Consider the following 23,140-nt stretch of genomic DNA (forward strand, 5'->3'; position numbering starts at 1 on the left):
GCTGTGACTCGGTCTGGAGCCTGTCCGAGACGCGCAGGGTGTTCCGGATCCGGACACGACACCCGCAACCTTGTCGAGGCGCAACCACAGGCCGGGGCCGTTCCACCAGGCCGCGTGTCCAAGGTGCCGAACCATTCGCCTCAGCGGGCCTGAGCACCCCGCAAAGCAACGCCGCCCGCCAGGCCCCCCGCCGTGGATGAACGGGCTGGGCGGGCGCGTCACACTCTGATCAGCCCCCGCCCACGTCCACGCTCCGGAGCCGGTCGGCGAGCACCTGGAACCGCGTCCAGGCCCCGGGATCGCTGCCGTCGCCCAGCGGATAGTGGAGCGCCGGGGCGGACGAGGGCCCGTACGGGACCGGCGGGACGCCCACCGGAGCCAAAGCCGGACCCGGACCCGAATCCGTAGGACGCCGACCGTTCGCCAGCCCGGCCTCCCGCACGGCTTCCGCCCCGACGGTCAAGGAGACGGGGACCGGCGGAGCCGCGACGTGCGGCGGAACGGTCAGGTCGCGACGGCCCGCCCGCAGAGAGACGAGCATGGTCGTGAGGCCGCGCCCGGCGGCGAGCGCCGCGGCAAGCGGCTCGACGGCGTCGAGAGGCGGTGTCTCCTCGGGCCCGTGACCGAGCGTCAGGGTGACGTCCTCCTCGACCCCGGCGGGCGTACGGCTGACGCGAACGGTGGCGATCGCCGGCCGGTCCGGGTGTCCGACGGCGACCAGCCACGTGGGTCGAGGAGCCCGGGAGCGGGCAAGCTCGGTCAACTGGCGTGCGTTCCAAGGAAGGTTGACCGGCTCGGCGGTGCTCCAGCCGACCGGTGGCTCACCGGTGAGGCGCCGCCAGGCCGCCTCCAACGCGCCGCCCAGCACGAGGCGTTCGTCCGGGGCGTGGCGCAACCGCAGCTGGACGACGAGCTGCCGCTCACCGGAGCCGTCCGGGTCACTGAAGGCGCGGGCGGCGAGCGTCGTACCGTCCTCGTCGCGTACGGGGCCGAAGGTGCCGTTCCGCCACTGGAGCACGGCACCCGACAAGCCATCGTAGTAGCCGTGGTCGGGATGCTGGACGACCCACCGGTTGGGCAGGCCTCGCAGGGCCGTGCGCGTGGCGAGGGTCAGGCGGGTGGTGGGCGGGGTGACGATCTGCAGCGCCCGGTCGGCGGCGGTCGCGGCGCGCAGCGCGTCGGAGAGCCAGGTGGTCATGGAGACGACCGGACGGTCCTGGATGACCACCGCAGTGGAGGTGGTGAGGACGTCCACGGCGGGGACGGCGGTGTCCGGTACCGGTACGGCCGAGACATCGGTGGTGAGCGGGACGACCTCGGTGGTGGCGGCTCCGGGCGGCCAGACGACCCCGCCGAGCACGGCCGCGAGCCGCCCGGCGAACGAGCCCGCCAGCCGTTCCCCCTCGGCGACAGCCGTCGACGCCCGCGCCTCGGTCCACCACACCGGCCCGTCCGGCACCTCACAACCCAGCAACCGCCCGACTTCCCCAGGCACCTGAATCAGAACCGGCACCTCCACCGACACCAACGCCCGCCCACCAGGCGCACAGAGCTGCATGACAGCCCCCTCAGCAGACCCCTTCACCCCGAGACCGGGCCCGCCCGCGTAGAGCCCCGCCAACACGGTCCGCACATCCGGCATCGTCGGCGTCAGGGCTATGACGTCCTTGGTCACGGTTCTGGGCCTCTTCCAGTCGATCTGATTCTTAGACCCTGGCCCACGGCAGCTCCGTGGGCCGACGATGCCAGTACCAGGCGCGGCCGTTCAGGTCGCCGACCTCGTGCTTCACCGCGGTCGTCAAAGCGAGACCTTGATCGTCGACCGTTAGATCGCGGTAGACCGCGTCGAGTTCACGCACAGCGGCTTCGGCGGCTTTTCTCTCAGTTTCAGAGAGCTCGCTGACAGCAGAGTCGAGCTGATCGCGGAATTCCAGATCCTCTTGGTAGAGATCGGCTGAATACCAGCCATCGGGCGGCCAGCCGGAGCGCAGACGTACACAGAGACGCTCCCAGTTCCCCAGGAGGGCTCTGATGGAAACGGGCTTTTCGTCGGGTTCGGTCAGTCTTGCCGAGTCGGTCAACGGCGTTTGGATATTGAAAGCCCTCACTACTTCCGGGAATCGTTGGACGGAAAGATGAGGGAACGCCGCGATGGGTGCTTCTGCCGACTCGACGGAAGCATCCGATCCCGAGCAATCCGATTGGAGAACTCGTGCCAGTGTCGTCGTGCCCGACGGCAAGGCGACTTTCCGAATCCATGGGAGTGCGCCGTCCCACTCGAAGAAAACCGGGGCCGAGAGGCAGCGGGCGAAGTGCAGGGCGAGTTGCTCATCGGAAGGCTGATGCGTCACCTCATCGCCTGCGTATACGCTCAGAGACCAGTTCAGGTCTCCCGTGAGGTGCTCGTACTCACAGGTGAGCGTCGCGTCCCAGTTTCGGTCCTCCAGTTCGGAGGCTTCCGACACATCGATCTCGGCGAGTTGTGCTCCGAAGGCTTCCGCGAGAATCGCGGGCAGCCGTTCTGGAAGCCCGTTGCCGATGGTCATGAAGCCGTACATCATGAGTAGTACTTCCTGTACAGCGCAAGGGCCGTCTCGATGGCCTGCGGATTCTGGCTGAACTTGGGGTCCTTGCTGAACATGGTCTGGAGTTTACTCATGTCGCCATCGACTCTCATGATGGACTTGAGCGCCGTGTACTCGACGCGATTCAACGGGACGAGGCCGGGGCCGTCCACCGGGAATATGCGGCCGTGCGGCTCGACCACATAGCGCCTGCCATTGACGGCGTAACGCTGACTGTGCGGGTCGAACTGGGCGCGCCCTGCGGCGATTTCCGCTATGTCCTGACGGACCTTTTCCTTCGTTTCGGGGAGGATCACGGTGTTTTCGGTGTCGGGTCGGCCGCTGCGCACACCGCTGAGGTCGTGTCGAGAATTAGGGTACAGAAGCGTCTTTCCTCTGGCCGGTCCGATGACATCGTCGCCCGCCTGCCACTCCTTCGCCGGGGGAGGAGTGCCGCCCCCCGAAGGCGTATCGCCCTGCCCCGCACCGGAGTTGCTCCCGCCTCCCCTCTCCGAGCCGAGAGAGGCGCCTTCTGACGGAACAGCCGAGTGCCGGTTGTTCCCTGACGAATCTCCGGAGTCCGAAGAGTGTCCGGCGGTGTTCCTCGCAGGGCTCGAATCGTCGTTTCCGCGGCCTGCCGCCGAACTGTGCGACGGGCCGTGGCGGGCCTCGGACGCGGAATTCCCGCCGCCGTGGCCGGTGGCTTCGTGCGAGCCTCCGCCGCCCACTCCGGCGAACTCGGGCTGCCGCTCCGCAGTCTCCCCAGCAACCCCCCGCTCAGCAGCCGACTCTTCCCTCGGCCCCGTGTCCGACACGACGTTCCCGTCCCTGTCGACATGGATGAACTCACCGTCCTCGATGCGCACCTTCGAGCCGTCGTCGAGTTCGAGGACGCTCGTCGCGCGGGAGGAGCCCGTCGAGGCGCCGAGGCTGGTGGAGAGGCGTGCCGTGATGTCGGAGAGCCGGGGGATGGTGTCCACGGTCTTGCCGCCGACCTTGAGCGCGGCCGAGACCGGGTCGAGATACTCGCCGATCTTCGCTGCCGCACCCGCGCCTTTGGCCACACCACTCCCGGCCTCCGCGCCCCTGGCCAGCCGGGTGAACGAACCGGCCCCAAGGGTGAAGGCGTTGAAGATCACCGTGCCGGAGGCCCGGACCGGGTTCTCCTCCCAGGTGTCCCAGGCGACCAGGCCCTTCGCGAACTCCTTGGCCGCTTGCTTTCCCCGCACCTCGTCGGCGCTCTCCTCGTCCGGTCCGATCGCCCAGTCCATGAAGGCGTCGTACGGAGTGATGGTGTACACACCGATGCCGGTCAATACGTCCCGTACGCCGCCCCAGGCCTCGCCGTCGAACGTGGCAAGGTCGTACAGACCCGTGACGGCCGGTTCGATGTTGTCCTTGTAGATGCCGTCCCAGACCAGGGTCTTGCCCCAGTGCCCGAGTTCCCAGGCGTGGTGGGACTCCTCGACAGGGCTGCCCCAGGGCAGTTCCTCGGCCTGCCTCAGCGCGCCGAGGTCGTAGCCGTACATCACCGTCCGGCCGTTGACGGTGTGGCTGCCGTCGTCGGCGACGAACTTCGGTCCGCCGACCAGCGCCGAGATTGTGCTGGCCGTCCGGCGCTCGGCGGCGCGGAAGGCGGCCTCCGCCGCGGCCACGTCGTCGAGCAGCTTCTGATGGCGCTCGACCTTGTCCTCGTCGTGCGTCCACTCGTCGTCGCCGTCGACGCTCTCGACGAACGCGTAGGCGTCCTGCTGGAGCCGGGCCAGCCGTTCGGCCGGGGGCCGGGCCTCGGCGCAGTACGTCTCCAGGGCGTCGGCGACGTCCTCCAGCTGCTCCGCGAAGGAGGACGCCCCGCTCATCACCGGCTCCGTGGTGGCGAACAGGTCGTCCGCCTCCGGCGCGATGTAGTACGCCCCCAGCGCCTGGAAGCGGGAGTGGACGTCCGCGCCGGCATTGCTGATGCCACTGGCATCGACCCGCAGCGCCGTGACGTCCTTCTCCAACTGCCCGAAGTCGCCGGTGAACTGGGGTATGCCGGCCGGCTCGATCACTCGGCGCCGCCTTCTCGGCCCTCGCCGCTGCCCTTGCCCGGCAACTCCACCTTCGGTGCCGCGAGCGCGTTCCGCTGTGCGGTGGCCGCCATCTCCAGGGCTCCGCCCTCGTAGTATCCGGTGGCGGTCCGGGCCCCGCTCACTGACTTCGCCGCGCGCGCTCCGAGAAACAGCACGTCCTTCGCGGTCCCCTCCACGAACAACGCCAGCGCCGCGCCGACGGCCCCGGTCTCCGGCGCCCCGCAGTACGCCCCGCTGATCGTTCCGGCGGACTCGGCGGCGCTCGCCACGTCCGTGCCGTACGCCTTGACGTCCTTGGCCAGGTCGTCCATCGCGTCCTCGACCAGCGAGGTCACGAACTGGACGCCGGACGAGGAGATGTCCCACCCCGTCATGCCCCACCCCCACAACGCGCCTGAGAATCTTCGAACATGATTTCTCATAACGCGTTGCGCGTGCAACGTGGTTGCGCGAGGCGCGCCACGTTCAGGCCACCCGTTCCCGCTCTCGTTCGTCCGCGTACGCCCGCAACGACCCCACCACCGTGTTCGTGACCGCGACCAGCGGCACGGCCACCACCGCGCCCCCGATCCCCGCGATCATGCCACCGGCGGCAACCGCCAGGACGACTGCCAGGGGGTGTACCCGTACGGCCCGGCCGAGGATGAACGGCTGGAGGATGTGCCCCTCGATCTGCTGGACGGCGAGCACCACGACCAGTGTCATCACGGCCGTGAAGACGCCCTGCGTCACCAGCGCCACGACCACCGCCAGCGCGCCCGAGACGACCGCGCCGACCAGCGGGATGAAGGCGAACAGGAAGATGAACACGGCCAGCGGGACGGCCATCGGCACATCAAGGAAGTAGATCCCGAGGCCGATGAAGATCGCGTCGATCAGCGCCACTATCACCGTGCCGCGCACATACGCCGTCAACGTCCGCCAGGCGCGCGGCCCGGCGTCCGAGACCCCCGGCCGGGCCGCCGCCGGCACCAGCTTCAGCGTCCACTGCCAGATCCGCCTGCCGTCGTACAGCAGGAAGAGCGTGGAGAACATCGTCAGGAGGATGCCGGTGAGCGCCTCGACGATGACGGTCACACCCTCCAGTCCGGCCGAGGTGATGGTGTCCGTGTTGTCGCTGATCGCCTCGCGGAGGTTCTTGGCGATGTCGTTGATCTGGTTCTCGGTGACATGGAACGGGCTGTCGAGCAGCCAGCGCTGCAACTCGTCGATGCCGTCCTGGATCTGGTCGGAGAGGTCGTCGATGTTCTCCATGACCTGCCAGGTGACGAACCAGCCGATCAGCCCCATGACGACGAAGCCGAGGACGGCCGACAGGGCCGTGGCGAGGCCGCGCGGTACGCCGTACCGGGTCAGCCGGGCCACCATCGGCTGGAGCAGGGCGGTGACGAGCAGCGCGGTGGTGAACGACAGCACCAGCAGCTGTACGGAGCTGATGATCCGCATCAACACCCAGACGGTGCCCGCGAGAACGAGCAGCCGCCACCCGGCCTCCGCCGCGACCCGCATCCCCCACGGCACGGCCGTCGCGGGGTCGGGCCGGGTGTGGAGTACGGGCGCGTCCGTACGGGCCGGGGCCGGGGCCGCGCCGGCGGGGGAGCCCGGCGAGACGCCCGCACCGCCGCCGTGGCCGTCTCCGTGGCCGTCGCCGTCCCCACTCCCGGTCTCCTCGGCGCCCCCGGAGCCGGCGTCACCGGAGTTGCGACCGTCGTCCTCCCGGCCGTCGCCCGCCCCCGCCCCCGCCCCCTCCGACTCGATCTCCGCCCGGCGCCGCTCCAACCGCTCGCCCCACCCGCTCAGTCCGGCGCCGATCCGGCCGAGCCACCCGGGAACCCGCGACATCATCCGTCCTCTTCCCCCGTCGCCCCTGCTGGTCACCACTCCTCCCGGAGGCCGCGATTCCTCTCGGCGGCTCCGACCGTACATGCCCGAAGCCCCCCACCAAAGGACGGTGGAGGGCTTCGGAAGGTTGAGCGGCCGAGTGGCGGGCACCCGGCGGTGAACCGGCCTAGTACCAGTGGTTGGCCTGCCAGAACGACCAGGCCTCGCACGGGCTGCCGTAGCGCGATTCCATGTAGTTGAGGCCCCACTTGATCTGCGTGGCCGGGTTGGTCTGCCAGTCGGAACCGGCGGACGACATCTTGGAGCCGGGCAGCGCCTGGAAGAGACCGTAGGCACCCGAGGAGGGGTTGACGGCCTTGTAGTTCCAGGTGGACTCGTGGTTCACGATGTTGCTGAAACACGTCCACTGGTCGCTGGCCACGACCGCCTTCGCCATCGCCTGGATCTCGGCGATGGTGTACGAACTCTGGATGGGGATGTCACCGAGCGAACCGGCGGCTTCGGACTTGGCCTCGGCTTCCGCCTCCGCCGCTTCCTTCGCCTTGCGTTCCTGCTCGGCCTTCTCCGCGGCCTTCTGCTTGTCGATCGCGTCCCGGGCCGCCTTCTTGCGGGCGGTCTCCTCGGCGTTCTTGCGGGCGCTCGCGTCGGCGGCGATGGCCTGGGCGTCGGCCTGAGTAGTCAGGGACGCGGCCTGTACCTGGGCCTGCTGGCCCACGGGTATGTCGGCGAGCAACGTGGTGTCGTTCGCGACCGCCTCGGCGTCGTCAGCGGTCGTCTGGGCGGTGCTGCCCGAGGCAACTCCGACGACACTGCCGACTGCGGTGACCGCGGTGGCCGAGGCCACTGCGAATCCCCGGACCGAAATCCGGCTCACACGGTTTCCTTCCAGCATCACCCGCCTCGGTGACCCTGGCGGACGCAATCGTGCCCCTGACGCTGGCCTCCCAACTGCGGGGTCACGGAGGCGCGGGCCCGATGGGCAACTCCCTTGCGGGGAGCGTCCCATGGTGCTCGGGCGGCATACGACGACGCTATGGAGTTGATCCGGACGGAGCCCGGTACTGCTGTTGTTCCGTACCTCCCCCACTGCCTTAAGGGCGTGGGCGGTACCCCCAGGGGTACAGGTGTAGGGGTACAGGTATGTCGTATGCGGGGCCTGACAGAAATGAGACTCTGCCGTAACCCGACACCGCGAGGCAATTCAGTGGTGAGTGTGAAAGCTCACACCTCGTTTGACGCGAGAGATTCAAGGAAAGCCGCACACGCCAAGGCGCCGCCCGGCTAGGCTGCTGAACCTTTTGCCGGACGGCGCCCAGGGGTTGGGGCCGCGGGGTGGGCTAAATCTGCCCGTCCTCCAGCATTTCGGTCACAAGGGCCGCGATCTGGGATCGTTCGGACCTCGTCAACGTGACGTGGGCGAAGAGCGGATGGCCCTTCAGCTTCTCGACCACGGCGACGACCCCGTCGTAGCGGCCGACGCGCAGGTTGTCGCGCTGGGCCACGTCATGGGTGAGGACCACCCGGGAGTTCGCGCCGATGCGGGAGAGCACGGTCAGCAGGACGTTCCGCTCCAGTGACTGTGCCTCGTCCACGATCACGAACGCGTCATGGAGCGAGCGTCCGCGGATGTGGGTGAGCGGCAGGACCTCGAGCATCCCGCGGGCGGTGACCTCCTCGATGACCTCGCGGCTGGTGACCGCGGAGAGCGTGTCGAAGACCGCCTGCGCCCAGGGGCTCATCTTCTCGGACTCGGAGCCGGGCAGATAGCCCAGCTCCTGCCCGCCGACCGCGTACAGCGGCCGGAAGACCATCACCTTCTGGTGCTGGCGCCGCTCCAGCACGGCTTCCAGGCCCGCGCAGAGCGCGAGCGCCGACTTGCCGGTGCCGGCCCGGCCGCCCATCGACAGGATGCCCACGTCCGGGTCGAGCAGCAGATCCAGCGCGATGCGCTGCTCCGCGCTGCGGCCCTTGATGCCGAACGCCTCCCGGTCGCCCCGCACGAGGCGGATGTTCCCGTCGGGCGTCACCCGGCCGAGGGCCTTGCCGCGCTCCGACTGGATCGTCAGACCGGTGTGCACGGGCAGCGTGCTCGCCTCGGGGACATAGATCGACCCTTCCTCGAACAGGATGTCGACCTGCTCGCCCGGCAGGGTCAGCTCGGACATCCCGGTCCACCCGGAGGCGTCCGTGATGGCCAGCTCCGCGCGGTACTCCTCGGCGAGGAGACCCACGGAGGACGCCTTGATCCTGAGCGGGAGGTCCTTCGACACCACGGTGACATCGAATCCCTCGGCCTGCAGATTGCGGGCGACCGCCAGGATGCGGGAGTCGTTGTCCCCCAGGCGGTAGCCGCTCGGCAGCACGCTGGGATCCGAGTGATTGAGCTCGACCCTCACGGTCCCGCCGAGTTCCCCGATCGGGATGGGGGCGTCGAGGCGGCCGTGCCGGACCCGGAACTCGTCGAGCAGGCGCAGGGCCTGCCGGGCGAAGTAGCCGAGTTCGGGATGGTGCCTCTTCGCCTCCAGCTCCGTCACCACGACGATCGGCAGCACGACTTCGTGCTCGTCGAAGCGGCTCAAAGCGTTCGGGTCGGCCAGCAGGACGCTGGTGTCGAGGACGTAGGTGCGCCGGTCTGGCATACGGCGCTTTGTGCTGGTCACCACGGAAGGACGTACCCCCTCGGATGAGGTCGGGGAGCGACGGGTTCGAACTGGGCCGGTCGTCGGCGCCGTTGCACGGGCCGATGACCGGCCCTCCGCTGCTTCGTCCGTGCTGTGACCGCACGATCGGGCTGGTGCAAAGGGCCTCCCGGGCGGACGGCCCCGAGCCGCCCGCTGAGATCCGACACCCGTGGTTCGGGTGTCGACCTGACTGGCTTATGCCCTCGAACATGCGCCGCCATGCCAAGCGGTACGACGGCGTCCCGGTGAACTCCTCGTTACTTCTGTCCCGATGGGGGTGATGCGCACCTCACCCGTAATGCGGAGTTTCAGCCTCCGTAGCGGCGGTGTCGCACCGCGTAGTCGCGCATCGCGCGCAGGAAGTCGACCTTCCGGAACGCCGGCCAGAAGACGTCGCAGAAGTAGTACTCCGAGTGGGCGGTCTGCCAGAGCATGAATCCGGACAGCCGCTGCTCGCCGCTCGTGCGGATCACCAGATCGGGGTCGGGCTGGTCCACGGTGTACAGGTGCCGGCCGATCATGTCGATGTCGACGGATTCGGCGAGCTCGTCCATCGAGGTGCCCTTGTCCTGCGCCTCCAGGAGCATCGAACGCACCGCGTCGGCGATCTCCTGGCGTCCGCCGTACCCGATGGCGACGTTGACCAGTATCCCGTCGACGTCCGAGGTGGACTCCTCGGCCTCCTTGAGCGCGCTCTGCATCCCGGGGGACAGCAGGTCCATCGCCCCCACGTGGTGCACCCGCCAGCGGCCGTCGGCGGCGAGGGAGCGGACGGTGTCCTCGATGATCCCCAGCAGCGGGACGAGCTCTTCCTTGGGCCGGTTGAAGTTGTCGGTGGAGAGCAGCCAGAGCGTGACGACCTTCACGTCCGTCTCGGTGCACCAGCCGAGGAACTCCTCGATCTTGTGGGCGCCGGCCTGGTGGCCCTCCATGGTGGTGGAGCCCGCGGCCTTCGCCCAGCGTCGACTGCCGTCCACGATGACGCCGATGTGCTTGGGCACCTGGGCGTGGTCGAGGTGACCCTCGACCCTGCGTGCGTAGACCTTGACCAACAGGCCGCGCAGTGTGTCGCGCAGGTTCACGTGTTCCAGCCCCTCCGATGCGGTGGCAGTCCCCTTGGTTGGCAGAGCCTACCGGGGCTGGAGGCCAACTCCGCCAAGGGGTGTGCGGGGTTGGGGCGGCCCCGGGGCCGAGGGGGCGGACTCCCCGGGGGCCGAACTTCCGGCGGTTGCGACACCGGCTTCCGGCGGACGCCGGGCCGGCTTCCGGCAGCCGGAGGGTCGACTTCCGGGCAGAAAAAACGGGCCGGTCCGTGGGGGGGAGACGGACCGGCCCGAGGGGGGGTTTCCACCATAACCCTTCGTGAGTGATGCTGCGTGCATCGGCGTGCCACAACTACTCTCCGGAGCCGGGCGACAGCGTGGCGGTGAGTGCGGAAGCGTTCATTCAGGGTGTGATCGAGTGGTGATCATGGCCGAATCCCGGCGGATTCCAAGGAAGAATGAAGAGATCCAGCGTGGAATATGGGGTTTGCGCATTCTTGTGCGAGTTCCTGCGACTTCCGAGGAGGAGAGACTCCACGCCCCCGTGTGGGTGACCCCCACCCGGAACGCCCCCTTGACGCCCCCACCCCGGCGCGCGGCTTCGCGCAGCCCCCTCCACCGCGCGACGCCGCACCGCGCAGCTTTGCTCACGCGAATTACCTTGGTCCGAACCTACGCGAGTAGACCCGTGGAAGCCAAGCCGAGGGCGATAACGATGTGGACGCCGACAAAGGCGTCAAGTACCTCACCGCCCGTCCCGCCTGCGGAGCTCGAAAAGATGCCGGGTGCTGTGCGCGACGAAGGGGCCCTCGCTCTCGATCTGCTCGTGCAGCGAGCGAAGCTGCGGCATATACGCGTCGACGGTGAACCCGGGCACCATCCAGACGACCTTCTTGAGGAAGTGGACGACGGCGGCGATGTCGTAGAACTCCATGCGGAGGCGCTCGGCCCGTAGATCCACGACCGCCAGTCCGGCGGCCTCGGCCTCGGCGCGCTCGCGGTCCGGGTGGCGGCCGCTTCGGGTCTCCTCCGGGAGCGGCCCGGTGAAGTGCTCGATCAGCTCGAAGACACTGCTCGGCCCGATGTGCTGGGCGAAGTACGTGCCGCCGGGCGTGAGCACCCGGGCGATCTCCGACCAGTGGGCCCGCACCGGATGCCTGCTGGTGACCAGGTCGAACACGGCGTCCCCGAACGGCAGCGGCGCGTCCTCCGGACTGGCCACGACCAGCGCGCCCCGAGGCCGCAGCAGAGCCGTGGCCCTGGCGACGTTCGGCGGCCAGCCCTCCGTGGCGACGGTCACCGCCGGGAAGCGGGGGGCGGAGGCGAGCACCTCCCCACCCCCGGTCTGGATGTCCAGCGCCACCGAGGCCCGCCCCAGCCGTTCCGCCATCCCCCGCGCGTACCCCCATGAAGGCCGAGCCTCCGTGGCCCGCCCCTCGAACCACGAGAAGTCCCACCCCTCGGTGGGCACGGCATCACCTTCGGTGACGAGCTCTTCGAAGGAGGGGGAGGGGAGGGGAGGGAGGGAGGCCATGGGCGGAAGTCTTCCGGGGTCGGGCCGGGGCGCGCCACGGCTTTTCTGAAGAGCCGCAGGCTCCTTCAGGGGTGCGGCGAACCGCGCGAGCAACCACACACCACCCGCAGCCGCCCACGGACCCGTCCTACCTCTGATCTTGGCCAGTGCTCCGCCCTTCAGGGCGGGGGTGAAGGCCATCCTTGGCCCGGAAGGGCGAAGCGCCGGAGTGCTCTGCGCCTCAGGGGCGGCGGTCAGACGAGGCGCTGCTGGTTCTCGATGTATTGCTTGACGACGGTCAGGGGTGCCCCGCCGCATGATCCTGCGAAGTAGGAGCCGGACCAGAAGTGTCCGCCCCACAGGTATCGGCGGACGTGGCTGGCGTACTCCTGGCGGAGCCTGCGGGAGCTGACGCCCTTGAGGGAGTTGACCAGCTTGGAGAGCTGGACCTTGGGCGGGTAGTGCACGAGCAGGTGGACGTGGTCCTGCTCGCCGTTGAACTGTTTCAGCTCGGCCTCGAAGTCGGTGCAGACCTCCCGCATGATCTCTTCGGTGCGGGTCAGCATGGCGTCGGTGAGCGCATTCCGCCTGTACTTGGTGACAAAAACCAAATGAGCATGCAGGCTGTGGACAACATGGCGACCGGTTCTGACATCGGGATTAGGGTTCCAGCGCGGTGACATAAACCAATGCTAGGTTTTCGATTGTGAGTCACAGCACCCTGGTCAAGCGGAAGTTCGGGCACCGTGCCCGGCTCGCGCTGTCGCCTGCCGAGGTGTTGAAGACGGACGACCAGGCGCACGCGGCCCGCACGATGTGGAACCTGCTGCACGCGTGGTGGCAGATGACGCCGAAGGAGAAGCGGACACTCGCGAACGCGGACGCCGCGATCCGGCAGGCCCGCCAGGACATCGACTTCCTGGCCGCCCTGCCCGCCCAGGCCGCGCAAGCGGTACTCAAGACGTACTTCCGGGCGTGGAAGAACTGCTGGGAGGGCCGCGCCGACGCCCCGAACTTCAAGGGCCGCTTCCGCACGGTGATGTCCGTGGACATCCCGCAGGGCCGGGACCTGAACATCACCCGCGTGCACCACCGCTGGGGCATGGTCAACATTCCCAAGGTGGGCCGGGTCCGCTTCCGGTGGACGAAAGACCTTCCGGTCGGCAGGCGTGCAGGCGTTGAGAACCGGATCACCGGGGCACGACTGATCAAGGACGCGCTCGGCTGGCGCATCGCCTTCCGTGTCCAGACCCTGGACGCCAAGCCCGATCCCCACCAGGGGCCGGACGCCGGCATCGACGTAGGCGTCACCGTGCCCCTGGCCCTCTCGAACGGTGAAACGTACGAGCACGGCGAATGGCTGACGGAGAAGGAGAAGGCCAGGCTCCTGCACTTGGAGCAGCGCGCCGCACGGCGCAAGCGGCACCGCAGGCCCGGCGAGCGCACCAGCCGCCGGCTGCACCGCACCTACGACCAGATCGCAGGACTCCGCGCGAAAGCCAAGCGCCGGGCCCTGGACTGGCAGCACCGGACGACCACCGCCATCGCTCGCACCTACGGCACCGTCGTCGTCGAAGCACTCACCCTCACGAACATGGTCAAGTCGGCCAGGGGAACCATCGAGGAACCGGGGAAGAACGTCGCCCAGAAGGCTGGGCTGAACCGCTCCATCTGCCAGGAGGCATGGGGCCGCACCGTCACCATGCTGGCGTACAAGACCGCTCGGCTCGGCGGCACCCTGCGCAAGGTCCCTGCCCCCGGCACCTCCCGACGCCGCTCAGCGTGCGGCTTCACCACGCTCGGCAGCCGGGAGAGTCAGGCCGTGTTCGTGTGCAAGAACACCGGACTGCGGCTGGTCGGGCAACGCCGACCACAACGCGGCCCGGAACGTCCTGCACCTGTACCGGACGGGCCTCGCGCTCGTCCCGGCTGCCGGGAGGGCAGTCGTCAGGCGCGCGAAGCGCGTCAAGCCCGCTGCCGCGAGGTAAGCAGGAATCTCCCGGCTTCAGTCGGGAGAAATCTCCCGGCTTCAGTCGGGAGAGCACTTCAATCGGAGAGAATCGCCTCCGCCTCCAACGTGACCCCCACCGCCCGCACCACCGAAGCGACCCGGAACGCCTCCTGCGCGATCTCCCGGCTCACGCCGGCCGCCCGCAGCGCCCGTTCGTGCGAGTCCAGACACGCCCCGCACCCATTGAGGGCCGACACGGCGAACGCCCACAACTCGTGGTCGACCCGCTCCACCCCGGGATCACCGATGACGTTCATCCGCAGCCCCGTCCGCAGCTCCCCGTACGCGTGATCGGACAGCAGATGCCGCGTACGGAAGAAGACGTTGCTCATCGCCATCACCGCCGCCGCGGACTTCGCCGCGGTGTACGCCTCCGGCGACAACCGCGCCCTGGCCTCCGGCCCCAGCCCCCGCAGCACGATCGCCGAACGCGAGGCGATCGCTGTGACCAGCACCGTCCCCCACAGCTGCTGCTCCGACAGGGAGGAGTCGCCGAGGACGGCGTCCAGGTTGCGGCGGAGGTCCTTGGCGTAGTCCGGAATCGCGGACCTCAAGGTGTCGAGCGACATGGCGTCCTCATTCCCGGGCGAGCGGCTGACGGGGTCGGTCGGTCCAGTGTGGCCGGTGCCGCGGGAACACCCCGGCACCGGCTACTCCCCGGCACCGGCTACTCCCCGCACCGCTGCGGCTGCTACTCCGTACGCAACCCCTCGGGCCGCATCATCCGCACCAGCGGCGGCATGCTCAGCGCCGTGACCAGGACGACGACGCCCGCGCCGATACCGGTCATCGACAGCACGCTCGGCCAGTCCACGCCCACCGGCACGTTCGTCATCTTCAGCAGGACCGCGCCCAGCGTCAGTCCGACCGTGGAGGCGAGGATCAGGCCCAGCGTGATCGGGATGGTCGTCTGCCACAGCACGGACAGGCCCAGTGTGCGGCGCCGCGTACCGAAGGCGACCAGCGCCGACAGCAGCTTGCGGCGTTCGCGGAGCTGTTCCAGCTGGGAGACGAGGAGGCTGGCGCCGATCAGGACCAGCACGGCGGACGCGCCGACCAGCAGACCGGTGCGGATGTCCGTGAACTCGTCGGCCCGCGTGGTCGACTCCCACTCCCAGGTCCGGATGAGCGGATCGATCGCCACGGCCGCGTTGCGCACCTCGTCGAGCGCGTTCGGCACCGAGGGGTCGGTCCGTACGTAGACGGTGCTGTCGAGCTCGTCCTCCGCCCCCGCGGGCAGGGCGCCCGGAGTGGCCAGCATCCCCGTCATCCCGGGCAGCAGCGAATCGGTGCGTTCGGTCACCTTCCGTACCGTCTCCGGCAGCTTCCAGGCGATCTCGGCGCCCTGCTCCTCCCCGCTGTAGGACGCGTCGAAGTACAGCGTCTTCCCGGGGGTCATGAGCTTCGCCGCGACCGGGTCCTCCGAGGCCCCCACCGTGAAGACGTCGCCGTCACGGCAGGAGGAGATCTTCACGAGCTCGCGCAGCGCGGCGCAGTCGCCGACGGTCACGTACCCCCACTCGTCGGGGTCCTTGGCGGTGGAGGAGACCTCCGTGTCGGACAGCGCCGCGGTGGATTCCGCTCCCTTGGCCCGCTTCAGCTCCTCGCCCGCGGTGCTCACCGGGAGGCCGACCGGCAGGGCGAGTTCCAGCTGGGCCCGTGTGGGGTCCTGTCCGGTCGACGCGGTGAACTTGCCCTCGACCCCGGCGAACACCATCTGCAGCGCGATCGCGCCGGCCACCGCCACCGCGATGCCGTTGACCATGCGGGCCGCCGAGCCGCTGCTCAACTGAAGCCTGCGGACGGCCAGTTGCCAGGAGAGCGCGCCGGAGCCCAGCCGGGCGACGAACGCCTCGACGACCCACGGCAGCAGCGCGGTGATGCCGCAGAGCAGCAGGACGACACCGCCGGTCACCATGTACTCGTTGAACTCCCCGTTCTCCGACCCCTGGCCGACCATCGGGTAGAGCAGGGCGAGGCCGCCGAGCGGCAGCAGCAGCCGCCACCAGAGCCTGCGGCGCGCGGGCTTGGCCGTACGGACCACGCCGAGCGGTTCGATGACGACGCCGCGCAGCGCGAACAGGGTGACGAGGACGGCGGCGGCCGGCACCGTCAGCGCGACCAGCAGCGCGAGAACGGGGGAGGGGTCCAGATAGCTCGGGAAGACACTGACGCCGAGCACCTCGACCGAACCGGCGATCTCCCTGCCCAGCAGGAAGAACCCGGTGCCGAAGGCCAGCCCCAGCACGGCACCCGCCAGCGCCTCGCCCGCCGCGATCCGGCGTGTCATCCGCCCGTCGGAACCGACCAGCCGCAGCGCCGCCAGCCTGCGGTCGCGCCGCTCGCCGCCGAACCGTACGGCCGTGGCGATGAAGACGGCGACCGGCATCAGCAGCACCACGAAGACGACCAGGATGAGCAGCAGCAGGATCGGGTCCAGCTCCTCCTCGGGCTGATCGACCGTGGAGGTCCCGAACGCCTCGATCCGGGCCACCACCGAGCCGTCGATCCGCTGGGCGAGCCCGTCGGCACCGGCGTAGTAGGCGAGTTCCCCCGGGCCGATCAGCCCGGCCTCGCCGACGCCGCCCACCTCCTTGTACGGCAGCCGGTCGCGCAGCAGTTCCCCGGCGTCGGACCTCAACAGTTCGGCGAGGGCGGGGGAGACGACCATCTCGCCCGGCGCGGGGAACTTCCCGAGCCCCGGTGGCGGCGACGCGTCCGCGCCCTCGGGTTCGAGGAGCCGTCCCCTTATCTCCAGATGCTTGTACTCGGTGTCGGTGTCGGCGACGATCAGGCTCTTGCCGGTCGGCTTTGAGTTGGCGTTGTCGTCGAGATAGCCGATCCCCCGGTCCTGCCGGGCCTCCTCCCGGGCGTCCCGGGTGGTCAGCACGTTCGGTACCGCCGCGGTGAGCAGCAGCAGCGCCACCCCGAGGCCGACACCGACCGCGGTGAGCACGGCCCGCACCCAGCCCTCACGGCCCCCGGTGAAGGCGAACCGCACTCCCAACGCCAGATCCCGGTACCACTGGCGGACCATGGCCGAGCTCATACGACGCGCTCCATGTCCCGCGACTTCCCGTCCCGTACGACGATCTCGCGGTCCGAGTACGCGGCCACCCGCGCCTCGTGCGTGACCAGGACGACGGCGGCGTTGGTGGACCGGGCGGCCTCGGTGAGCAGTTCCATGACCCGCTCGCCGTTGAGCGAGTCGAGCGCTCCGGTGGGCTCGTCCGCGAAGAGCAGCCGGGGGTTGGTGACCAGCGACCGTGCCACGGCGACCCGCTGGCCCTGACCGCCGGAGACCTCGCCGGGCCGCTTGCGCGCGAGGTCGTCGACCTCCAGGCGCTCCATCCAGCCGAGGGCGGTCTTCTCGGCCTGCTTGCGGGAGCCGCCGTTCAGCCGCAGCGGCAGCGCGACGTTCTCCACACAGGTCAGCTCCGGCACCAGCTGGCCGAACTGGAAGACGAACCCGAACTCGCTGCGCCGGAGCGCGCTGCGCTGGGCGTCGTTCATGGTGGCCATCTCACGGCCGTTGTACGTGATCGAGCCGGAGTCGGGCGGCACGATCCCGGCGAGGCAGTGCAGCAGCGTCGACTTGCCGGAGCCGGAGGGGCCCATCACCGCGACGACCTCGCCCGGGTGGATGGAGAACCCGGCGCCGTCCAGCGCGGTGGTCGGACCGTACGTCTTGCGCAGGTCGGTCGCGACGAGCAGGGAGCCGGCGGGGGGAGTCGCGGTCACCGGGTCACCGCCTCGGCCAGTCTGCCCAGTCGGGCGGCGGTCAGCTCCAGCCATCGCAGATCGGCCTCCAGGTGGAACAGGGCGTGGTCGCAGATCAGCTGATCGGCCAGGTCGCCCTTGCGCTTGCGGTCGGTGAGGATGCGCATCATGCGCAGGTGTTCGGAACGCTGGGTGTCGAGGATGTCGGCCGCGTTCCGGTCGGTGAGCAGGGCGAGGACGACCTTCGTGTAGAGGGTCGACTGCAGATACGGCTCGGGCTTCTCGGGCGTCGCGAGCCACCGCTGGACATCCGTGATGCCGGCCTCGGTGATCGCGTACCGCTTGCGCTCGGGGCCGCCGCCGGGCTCGATGCCGTCGACCTCGACGAGGCCGTTCTTCAGCAGCCGCGACATCGTCGAGTAGACCTGGCCGTAGTGCAGCGGCCGGTCGTGACCGAACTTCTCGTCGAAGGCCCGCTTCAGGTCGTAACCGTGACGGGGCCCGGACTCCAGGAGTCCCAGGAGGGTGTGACCGATGGACATGAGCACGACTGTACACAGGGGGTATACACGGCACGTATACATGCCGTGTATAGATGGCCGTGGCAGGGGGACGGGGCGCAGGTCAGGGCCGATTGTCACGGTTCTGTCACTGGGAACGGCGGGGGTGCGGCGGCAACTCATGGGCCTGGTGGGGCAACCATCGGCCCTGCTGGAACGTCCGTTCCGGTGGGATGAGGTCTATGGGCGCGCGCTTCGCGTGCGCTTTGTCACGCCGCCACAGGGCGGACCGAGTCCCTCTTGTCATAGTCCTCGGTGTTAGCTTGCTGAGCCGACAAGACGCGAGTGACGTATGAGACCGAGCAGAATGCGGAGCGGACCGGAGCCATGGGACGAGCGGATGAAAGACGAGCGCGGCAGCGCGGCGGTCGCCGCGCGGCGCCGGGGCGCTCGTCCGGGGGCGAAGCGGGCGCGACGACCACGGTCATAGGCTCGCCCGAGGGCGGCGGCCGGGCGGCGGCCAGGGCGGCGGCCAAGGGCGGTGGCAAGAAGTCACAGCAGAAGAGCTTCCTGCGCCGCCTCTTCACCTGGAAGAAGATCCTCGGCACGTTCTTCGGTGTCTGCCTGCTCGGTATGGGCGCGTTCATCGTGCTCTATCTGATGATCGACATCCCCAAGGGGAACCCCGAGGCGACGCAGGAGAGCAACGTCTACCGGTACTCCAACGGCAAGATCTTCGCCCGCACCGGCGACACCAACCGGGAGATCATCGAACTCGACAAGGTCCCCAAGAAGGTTCAGCAGACCTTCGTCGCTGCTGAGAACAAGACCTTCTACGACGACCCCGGCGTCGACTTCAAGGGCATGGCGCGTGGTGTGATCAACACGCTCTCCGGCAAGGGCAAGCAGGGTGGTTCGACCATCACCCAGCAGTATGTCAAGAACTACTACCTGACGTCAGACCAGACGGTGACCCGCAAGCTCAACGAGTTGGTCATCTCCCTGAAGCTGGAGCGCGAGGAGTCCAAGGACTACATCCTCGCCGGCTACATCAACACCAGCTACTACGGCCGCGGCGCCTGGGGCATCCAGGCCGCCGCCCAGGCGTACTACCGCAAGGACGCCAAGGACCTGGACGTCGAGGAGGGCGCCTACCTGGCCGCGTTGCTCCAGGCCCCCAGTCAGTACGACCTGTCCACCGCCACCGAAACCGGCAGGAAGCTGGTCACGGCACGCTGGAACTACGTGCTCGACAACATGGTCGAGATGAAGAAGCTGACCGCCTCGGAGCGGGCGGACATGAAGCTCCCCAAGCCGAAGGAGCCCCAGGCCGCCGCCGGCATGGCCGGCCAGAACGGCTACCTGGTCGAGGCCGCGAACAACCAACTGGCCAAGCAGCTCGTGGCCTCGGGCAAGGCGGACAACACCGAGGAGGCCAAGGCGCTCATCGACCTGCGCGGCTGGACGATCACGCTGAACATCGACCCGAAGAAGCAGGCCGCGCTGGAGAAGGCCGTCAAGGAACGCCTCACCAGCAAGCTGGAGCCGAAGAATCGCAAGGTCGACAAGTACATCCAGGCCGGCGCCGTCTCCGTCGACCCGAAGACGGGCAAGGTCGTCGCCCTGTACGGCGGTGTCGACTACGTGAAGCACTTCACCAACAACGCCACCCGCCGGGACTACCAGCCCGCCTCGACCTTCAAGCCGGTCATCCTCGCCGCGGCCATCGACGAGGCCGCCGAGACCCAGGACGGCGACCCGATCACCGCCAGCACGGTCTACGACGGTGACAGCGGCCACAAGGTCATGGACGACGGCACCGCGGTGGGCTTCAACCCGCCGAACGAGGACAACGTCGACTACGGCGATGTCACCGTGCAGACCGCCATGAACAAGTCCATCAACTCCGTCTTCGCGCAGATGGGCGTCGACGTGGGCATGGAGAAGGTCATGGAGGTCGCCGGGAAGCTCGGCATGGACACCGAGGGCATGGAGGCGGTCCCCGCCCAGACCCTCGGCTCCATGGGCGCCAGCCCACTGGAGATGGCCGGCATCTACGCCACCCTCGACAACCACGGCAAGAAGGTCACCCCGACCATCATCGCCGAGGCCAAACGCCGGGACGACGAAGTCCAGTTCGCCGACCCGATCGGCGAGCGGGTCATCAGCGAGGAGGCCGCCGACACGGTCACCTCGGTCCTCACCGGTGTGGTCGACGACGGTACGGCGAAGACGTCGGTCCGCGACAACCCCTCCCGTGACGGGCAGCAGGTCGCCGGCAAGACGGGTACCTCCGACAAGAACCGCTCCGCCTGGTTCACCGGCTACACCCCGAACCTCGTGACCTCCGTCGGCCTCTTCGGCGAGGACATGAGCAAGAACGGCAAGCACGTCCCGATGTACGGCGCCGTCGGCGTCCCCCGGGTCAACGGCGGTGGCTTCCCCGCCCAGATCTGGGCCACCTACACCTTCGGCGTCATGGGCAAGACCACCAAGTTCGACCTGGACACCGAGCAGGGTGCCGCGGTCGCGCCCACGGAGTCCCCGACCCCCTCGACCTCCCCGTCCGAGACCCCGTCGGAGACCCCCACCACCGAGGAACCGACGACCGAGGCCCCCACGACCCCGGAGACCACCCCGGAGACGACTCCGGAGACGACCCCGGAGACCACCCCGGAGACGACCCCCGAGGAAACCCCGACGGACGACGGCGGCATCGAACTACCGACAGACCCGAACGACCCACAGGCGGACGACTAGCGCAGCCGACAGCAAAGGGCGCCCGGTGAACTCACCGGGCGCCCTTTCGCGCACTTGAGGGTGGCCGCAGGCCCCCTCAGGGGGCGCGGGGAACTGCGCGACCAGCCACGACGAACCCGCAGCCCGCAGAGCACACCCGCCCCCGAGCTCTCATCGGCGCACCCCAGCGGAGCGCGCACCCCAGCGGAGCGCTCACGCCTGGTTCAGCTCGAACCACACAACCTTCCCCGCACTCAACCGAGTAGCCCCCCACCGCTTCGCCAGCCGATTGACCAGGTAGAGCCCACGGCCCCCCTCGTCCGTCGCACGGGCCTGCCGAAGCCGGGGCAACTGCGGCACGTCATCGGTGACTTCGCACCGCAGCACATCGGTCCGCAGCAACCGCAGCGTCACCGGCCGGGTCGCGTACCGCACCGCGTTGGTGACGACCTCACTGATGAGCAGCTCGACCGAGTCGGTCAACTCCTCCAGGCCCCACCGGGACAACGCGTGCCGTGCCAACCGCCGCGCCCGCCCCGGAGCCATCTCCTCCGGTTCCAGGAACCAGTACGCGACATCGCTGGGAGCGATCCCATCGAACCGCGCGGCAAGAAGCGCGATGTCGTCGTCACGGTCCCCCGGACCGAGCATGTCGAGCACCTCGTCGCACAGCGCCTCCAGCGGCGGCGGATGATCCGGCCCGGTCAGCTGCGCGGTCGCGGCCAGCTTCTCCCGCAACTGCTCTATCCCGGTCCACACATCCCGCAGGCGCGACTCCACGAGCCCGTCGGTGTACAGCAGCAGCGTGCCCCCGGCCGGCGCGTCCAGCTCGACCGCCTCGAAGTCCACCCCGCCCACACCGATCGGCGCGCCCGGCGGCACCCGCAGCACCTCGGCACGTCCGCCGAGATGCAGCAGCACCGGCGGCGGATGCCCGGCGTTGGCGATGGTGATCCGGTGCGAGACCGGGTCGTACACGGCGTACAGGCAGGTCGCCATCCGGTCCGTGCCGAGCCGCTGCGCCTGCTCGTCGAGGTGGTGCAGCACCTCCTGCGGCGGCAGATCCAGGCCCGCCAGCGTCTGCGCGGTGGTCCGCAGCTGCCCCATGATCGCGGCCGAGGTCATCGAATGACCCATCACATCGCCCACGACCAGGGCGACCCGGCTCCCCGGCAGGGGGATCGCGTCGTACCAGTCACCGCCGACCCGCGCGGTCTCGGCGGCCGGCAGATACCGGTGCGCGAGCCGTACGCCGGTGCACTTCGGGAGCGCCTCCGGCAGCATCGTGCGCTGCAGTTCGTCGGCGATGTACGCCTCGCGGCCGTAGAGCACCGCCTTGTCGATGCCGAGCGCGCTGTGGGTGGCGAGCTGGGCGGCGACCAGCAGATCGTCCTGCTCGAACGCCGCGCGCTCCGGGCGGCGCAGGAAGACCGCCGCGCCGATCACCCGGCGCCGGCCGCGCAGCGGGGCGAGGATCGCCCGCTGACCGGTCGGCACGGTCAACTCGGCTTCCGGGCCGAGCAGTTCCGGCAGCGCGTCGTGCGCGGCGGGCGCGTCCGCGAACACCGGCCGTACGCCGCGCAGCACCTCGGCGAGCGCCCCGCCGGGACGCACCTCGCACTGCTCGGCGGTGACGGTGACCACGGCCAGATCGACGGGCTCGGGCTGGAGCGCGGCCGACATGAAGCCGCTCTCGGTGTCCCGTTCCTCGGGGATCCGGTCGGTGCGGCGCAGCCGCAGCACCATGGGCCCGGTGGGCCGCTCGTCGCCGACCGGCAGCGGCTCGCGCAGATACACGAGGATCGCGTCCGAGAACGTCGGCACGGTGGCCCGGCACAGACCCATCACGATCTCGTCCAGGTCGATGCCCCGGGCGATCCGCCGGGTCGCGGCGCCCACGAAGCGCAGCCGGTCGCCGTCGCGCCGCATGGGCATGGGGGCGCCCGGCGCCACACCCTGCCCGCTGCGCCGCTCCAGACCGCTCCCGGTGCCGCCGGAGCGGTCCGGGTCACCGCCGGGCTGCGCCGGGATGGTCTCCGGCGCGGGCCGCGGGCGGTGCGGGTCGGGCTCGGTCGCCGCGGGCTGGGAGTGCTCGGAGACCGCCGGCTGGGCGTGCTCCGAGGGGGCCTGTCCGCTCTTCGCGCACGAGGCCGCGGTGCCCGGCTCGGCCGGGGCGTCACCCATGCGCGCCTGAGCCGGTAAAGCCGCGGCGGGCGCGGCTCGCATCGGCTCCTGGGTACGCAGGAGCGCCCCGCGGGGGTCCGTGGGGCCGGCGCCGCTCTGAGGGCGCTCGTGGGAGGTGGGGTGCTCCGTCACGCGTGTCGAATCCATCCGTCCGGGACTGCGCGTCGTGTGCGCAGTGCGTCCCGCAAACCCGATACTTCGTCCCGCAGAAAGGCCGATACCCGGATTACGTGTCCTGGGAACGGAATTCCCGCGTGGTCAGAGGCAGTTC

At 69.5% G+C, this 23,140-nt stretch carries 16 protein-coding genes and 1 pseudogene; 2 read left to right on the forward strand and 15 right to left on the reverse strand.

Annotation, left to right across the window (positions count from 1 at the left end):
* Nucleotides 1-229: 229 nt before the first annotated feature.
* The 10 genes from F9278_RS32335 to tnpA form a co-directional block, all read right to left on the reverse strand.
* Complete coding sequence (locus tag F9278_RS32335) at nucleotides 230-1,675, reverse strand: DUF6177 family protein (RefSeq protein WP_152171450.1); 1,446 nt, start codon at nucleotides 1,673-1,675, stop codon at nucleotides 230-232.
* 31 nt (nucleotides 1,676-1,706) lie between these two features.
* A complete protein-coding gene (locus F9278_RS32340) occupies nucleotides 1,707-2,546 on the reverse strand; it encodes a hypothetical protein (RefSeq protein WP_193241724.1) in 840 nt (279 codons plus the stop codon).
* A gap of 11 nt (nucleotides 2,547-2,557) precedes the next feature.
* Nucleotides 2,558-4,615: a hypothetical protein gene (locus F9278_RS32345; RefSeq protein ID WP_152171452.1), complete on the reverse strand. Its 2,058-nt coding sequence runs from the start codon at nucleotides 4,613-4,615 to the stop codon at nucleotides 2,558-2,560.
* Nucleotides 4,612-5,010, reverse strand: coding sequence for a DUF6507 family protein (locus tag F9278_RS32350; protein WP_152171453.1), 399 nt, complete (start codon nucleotides 5,008-5,010; stop codon nucleotides 4,612-4,614). The genes F9278_RS32345 and F9278_RS32350 overlap by 4 nt, the downstream gene beginning before the upstream one ends.
* Nucleotides 5,011-5,101: 91 nt before the next feature.
* Nucleotides 5,102-6,478 (reverse strand): AI-2E family transporter, encoded by a 1,377-nt coding sequence (locus F9278_RS32355; RefSeq protein ID WP_152174266.1) that lies wholly within the window; start codon nucleotides 6,476-6,478, stop codon nucleotides 5,102-5,104.
* A gap of 166 nt (nucleotides 6,479-6,644) precedes the next feature.
* Complete coding sequence (locus F9278_RS32360; protein WP_193241725.1) at nucleotides 6,645-7,370, reverse strand: aggregation-promoting factor C-terminal-like domain-containing protein; 726 nt, start codon at nucleotides 7,368-7,370, stop codon at nucleotides 6,645-6,647.
* A gap of 445 nt (nucleotides 7,371-7,815) precedes the next feature.
* Nucleotides 7,816-9,141: a PhoH family protein gene (locus F9278_RS32365; protein WP_152171454.1), complete on the reverse strand. Its 1,326-nt coding sequence runs from the start codon at nucleotides 9,139-9,141 to the stop codon at nucleotides 7,816-7,818.
* Nucleotides 9,142-9,467: 326 nt separating this feature from the next.
* Nucleotides 9,468-10,241, reverse strand: a complete 774-nt coding sequence (locus F9278_RS32375; RefSeq protein ID WP_152171456.1) for an isoprenyl transferase — start codon at nucleotides 10,239-10,241, stop codon at nucleotides 9,468-9,470.
* A 706-nt stretch (nucleotides 10,242-10,947) separates the two neighbouring features.
* Nucleotides 10,948-11,736: a class I SAM-dependent methyltransferase gene (locus F9278_RS32380; protein WP_152171457.1), complete on the reverse strand. Its 789-nt coding sequence runs from the start codon at nucleotides 11,734-11,736 to the stop codon at nucleotides 10,948-10,950.
* A gap of 233 nt (nucleotides 11,737-11,969) precedes the next feature.
* The gene (tnpA, locus tag F9278_RS32385) at nucleotides 11,970-12,398 is read right to left on the reverse strand and encodes an IS200/IS605 family transposase (protein WP_152171458.1); all 429 of its coding nucleotides are present in this window, start codon (nucleotides 12,396-12,398) and stop codon (nucleotides 11,970-11,972) included.
* A 77-nt stretch (nucleotides 12,399-12,475) separates the two neighbouring features.
* Here tnpA and F9278_RS32390 point away from each other — a divergent pair.
* Nucleotides 12,476-13,703 (forward strand): annotated as a pseudogene (locus F9278_RS32390) (RNA-guided endonuclease InsQ/TnpB family protein).
* A gap of 58 nt (nucleotides 13,704-13,761) precedes the next feature.
* Here the strand turns inward: F9278_RS32390 and F9278_RS32395 are convergent.
* The 4 genes from F9278_RS32395 to F9278_RS32410 form a co-directional block, all read right to left on the reverse strand.
* Nucleotides 13,762-14,295 (reverse strand): carboxymuconolactone decarboxylase family protein, encoded by a 534-nt coding sequence (locus F9278_RS32395; protein WP_152171459.1) that lies wholly within the window; start codon nucleotides 14,293-14,295, stop codon nucleotides 13,762-13,764.
* A 122-nt stretch (nucleotides 14,296-14,417) separates the two neighbouring features.
* Nucleotides 14,418-16,775 carry an ABC transporter permease gene (locus F9278_RS32400; RefSeq protein WP_152171460.1) on the reverse strand — a complete coding sequence of 786 codons (2,358 nt, stop codon included), beginning with the start codon at nucleotides 16,773-16,775 and terminating at the stop codon, nucleotides 14,418-14,420.
* The gene (locus tag F9278_RS32405) at nucleotides 16,772-17,467 is read right to left on the reverse strand and encodes an ABC transporter ATP-binding protein (protein WP_152171461.1); all 696 of its coding nucleotides are present in this window, start codon (nucleotides 17,465-17,467) and stop codon (nucleotides 16,772-16,774) included. Before F9278_RS32405 ends, F9278_RS32400 begins: the two co-directional genes overlap by 4 nt.
* On the reverse strand, nucleotides 17,464-17,988 hold the full coding sequence (locus F9278_RS32410) for a PadR family transcriptional regulator (protein WP_152171462.1): 525 nt from the start codon (nucleotides 17,986-17,988) through the stop codon (nucleotides 17,464-17,466). Before F9278_RS32410 ends, F9278_RS32405 begins: the two co-directional genes overlap by 4 nt.
* A gap of 345 nt (nucleotides 17,989-18,333) precedes the next feature.
* On the opposite strand from F9278_RS32410, the gene F9278_RS32415 reads away from it, so the two are divergent.
* Complete coding sequence (locus tag F9278_RS32415) at nucleotides 18,334-20,706, forward strand: transglycosylase domain-containing protein (protein WP_193241726.1); 2,373 nt, start codon at nucleotides 18,334-18,336, stop codon at nucleotides 20,704-20,706.
* A gap of 192 nt (nucleotides 20,707-20,898) precedes the next feature.
* On the opposite strand, the gene F9278_RS32425 is transcribed toward F9278_RS32415, so the two are convergent.
* Nucleotides 20,899-23,016: a SpoIIE family protein phosphatase gene (locus tag F9278_RS32425; RefSeq protein WP_193241727.1), complete on the reverse strand. Its 2,118-nt coding sequence runs from the start codon at nucleotides 23,014-23,016 to the stop codon at nucleotides 20,899-20,901.
* Nucleotides 23,017-23,140: the final 124 nt, after the last annotated feature.

Source organism: Streptomyces phaeolivaceus (assembly GCF_009184865.1).
GTDB classification, from domain to species: Bacteria; Actinomycetota; Actinomycetes; order Streptomycetales; family Streptomycetaceae; genus Streptomyces; species Streptomyces phaeolivaceus.

What these genes read in the sequence shown, in the direction of transcription:
- F9278_RS32395 (WP_152171459.1), bottom strand. Translation starts at nt 14,295, where the DNA reads ATGTCGCTCGACACCTTGAGGTCCGCGATTCCGGACTACGCCAAGGAC.
- F9278_RS32350 (WP_152171453.1), bottom strand. Translation starts at nt 5,010, where the DNA reads ATGACGGGGTGGGACATCTCCTCGTCCGGCGTCCAGTTCGTGACCTCG.
- F9278_RS32380 (WP_152171457.1), bottom strand. Translation starts at nt 11,736, where the DNA reads ATGGCCTCCCTCCCTCCCCTCCCCTCCCCCTCCTTCGAAGAGCTCGTC.
- F9278_RS32425 (WP_193241727.1), bottom strand. Translation starts at nt 23,016, where the DNA reads ATGGATTCGACACGCGTGACGGAGCACCCCACCTCCCACGAGCGCCCT.
- F9278_RS32415 (WP_193241726.1), top strand. Translation starts at nt 18,334, where the DNA reads ATGGGACGAGCGGATGAAAGACGAGCGCGGCAGCGCGGCGGTCGCCGC.
- F9278_RS32360 (WP_193241725.1), bottom strand. Translation starts at nt 7,370, where the DNA reads ATGCTGGAAGGAAACCGTGTGAGCCGGATTTCGGTCCGGGGATTCGCA.
- F9278_RS32410 (WP_152171462.1), bottom strand. Translation starts at nt 17,988, where the DNA reads ATGTCCATCGGTCACACCCTCCTGGGACTCCTGGAGTCCGGGCCCCGT.
- F9278_RS32355 (WP_152174266.1), bottom strand. Translation starts at nt 6,478, where the DNA reads ATGTCGCGGGTTCCCGGGTGGCTCGGCCGGATCGGCGCCGGACTGAGC.
- tnpA (WP_152171458.1), bottom strand. Translation starts at nt 12,398, where the DNA reads ATGTCACCGCGCTGGAACCCTAATCCCGATGTCAGAACCGGTCGCCAT.
- F9278_RS32400 (WP_152171460.1), bottom strand. Translation starts at nt 16,775, where the DNA reads ATGAGCTCGGCCATGGTCCGCCAGTGGTACCGGGATCTGGCGTTGGGA.
- F9278_RS32340 (WP_193241724.1), bottom strand. Translation starts at nt 2,546, where the DNA reads ATGACCATCGGCAACGGGCTTCCAGAACGGCTGCCCGCGATTCTCGCG.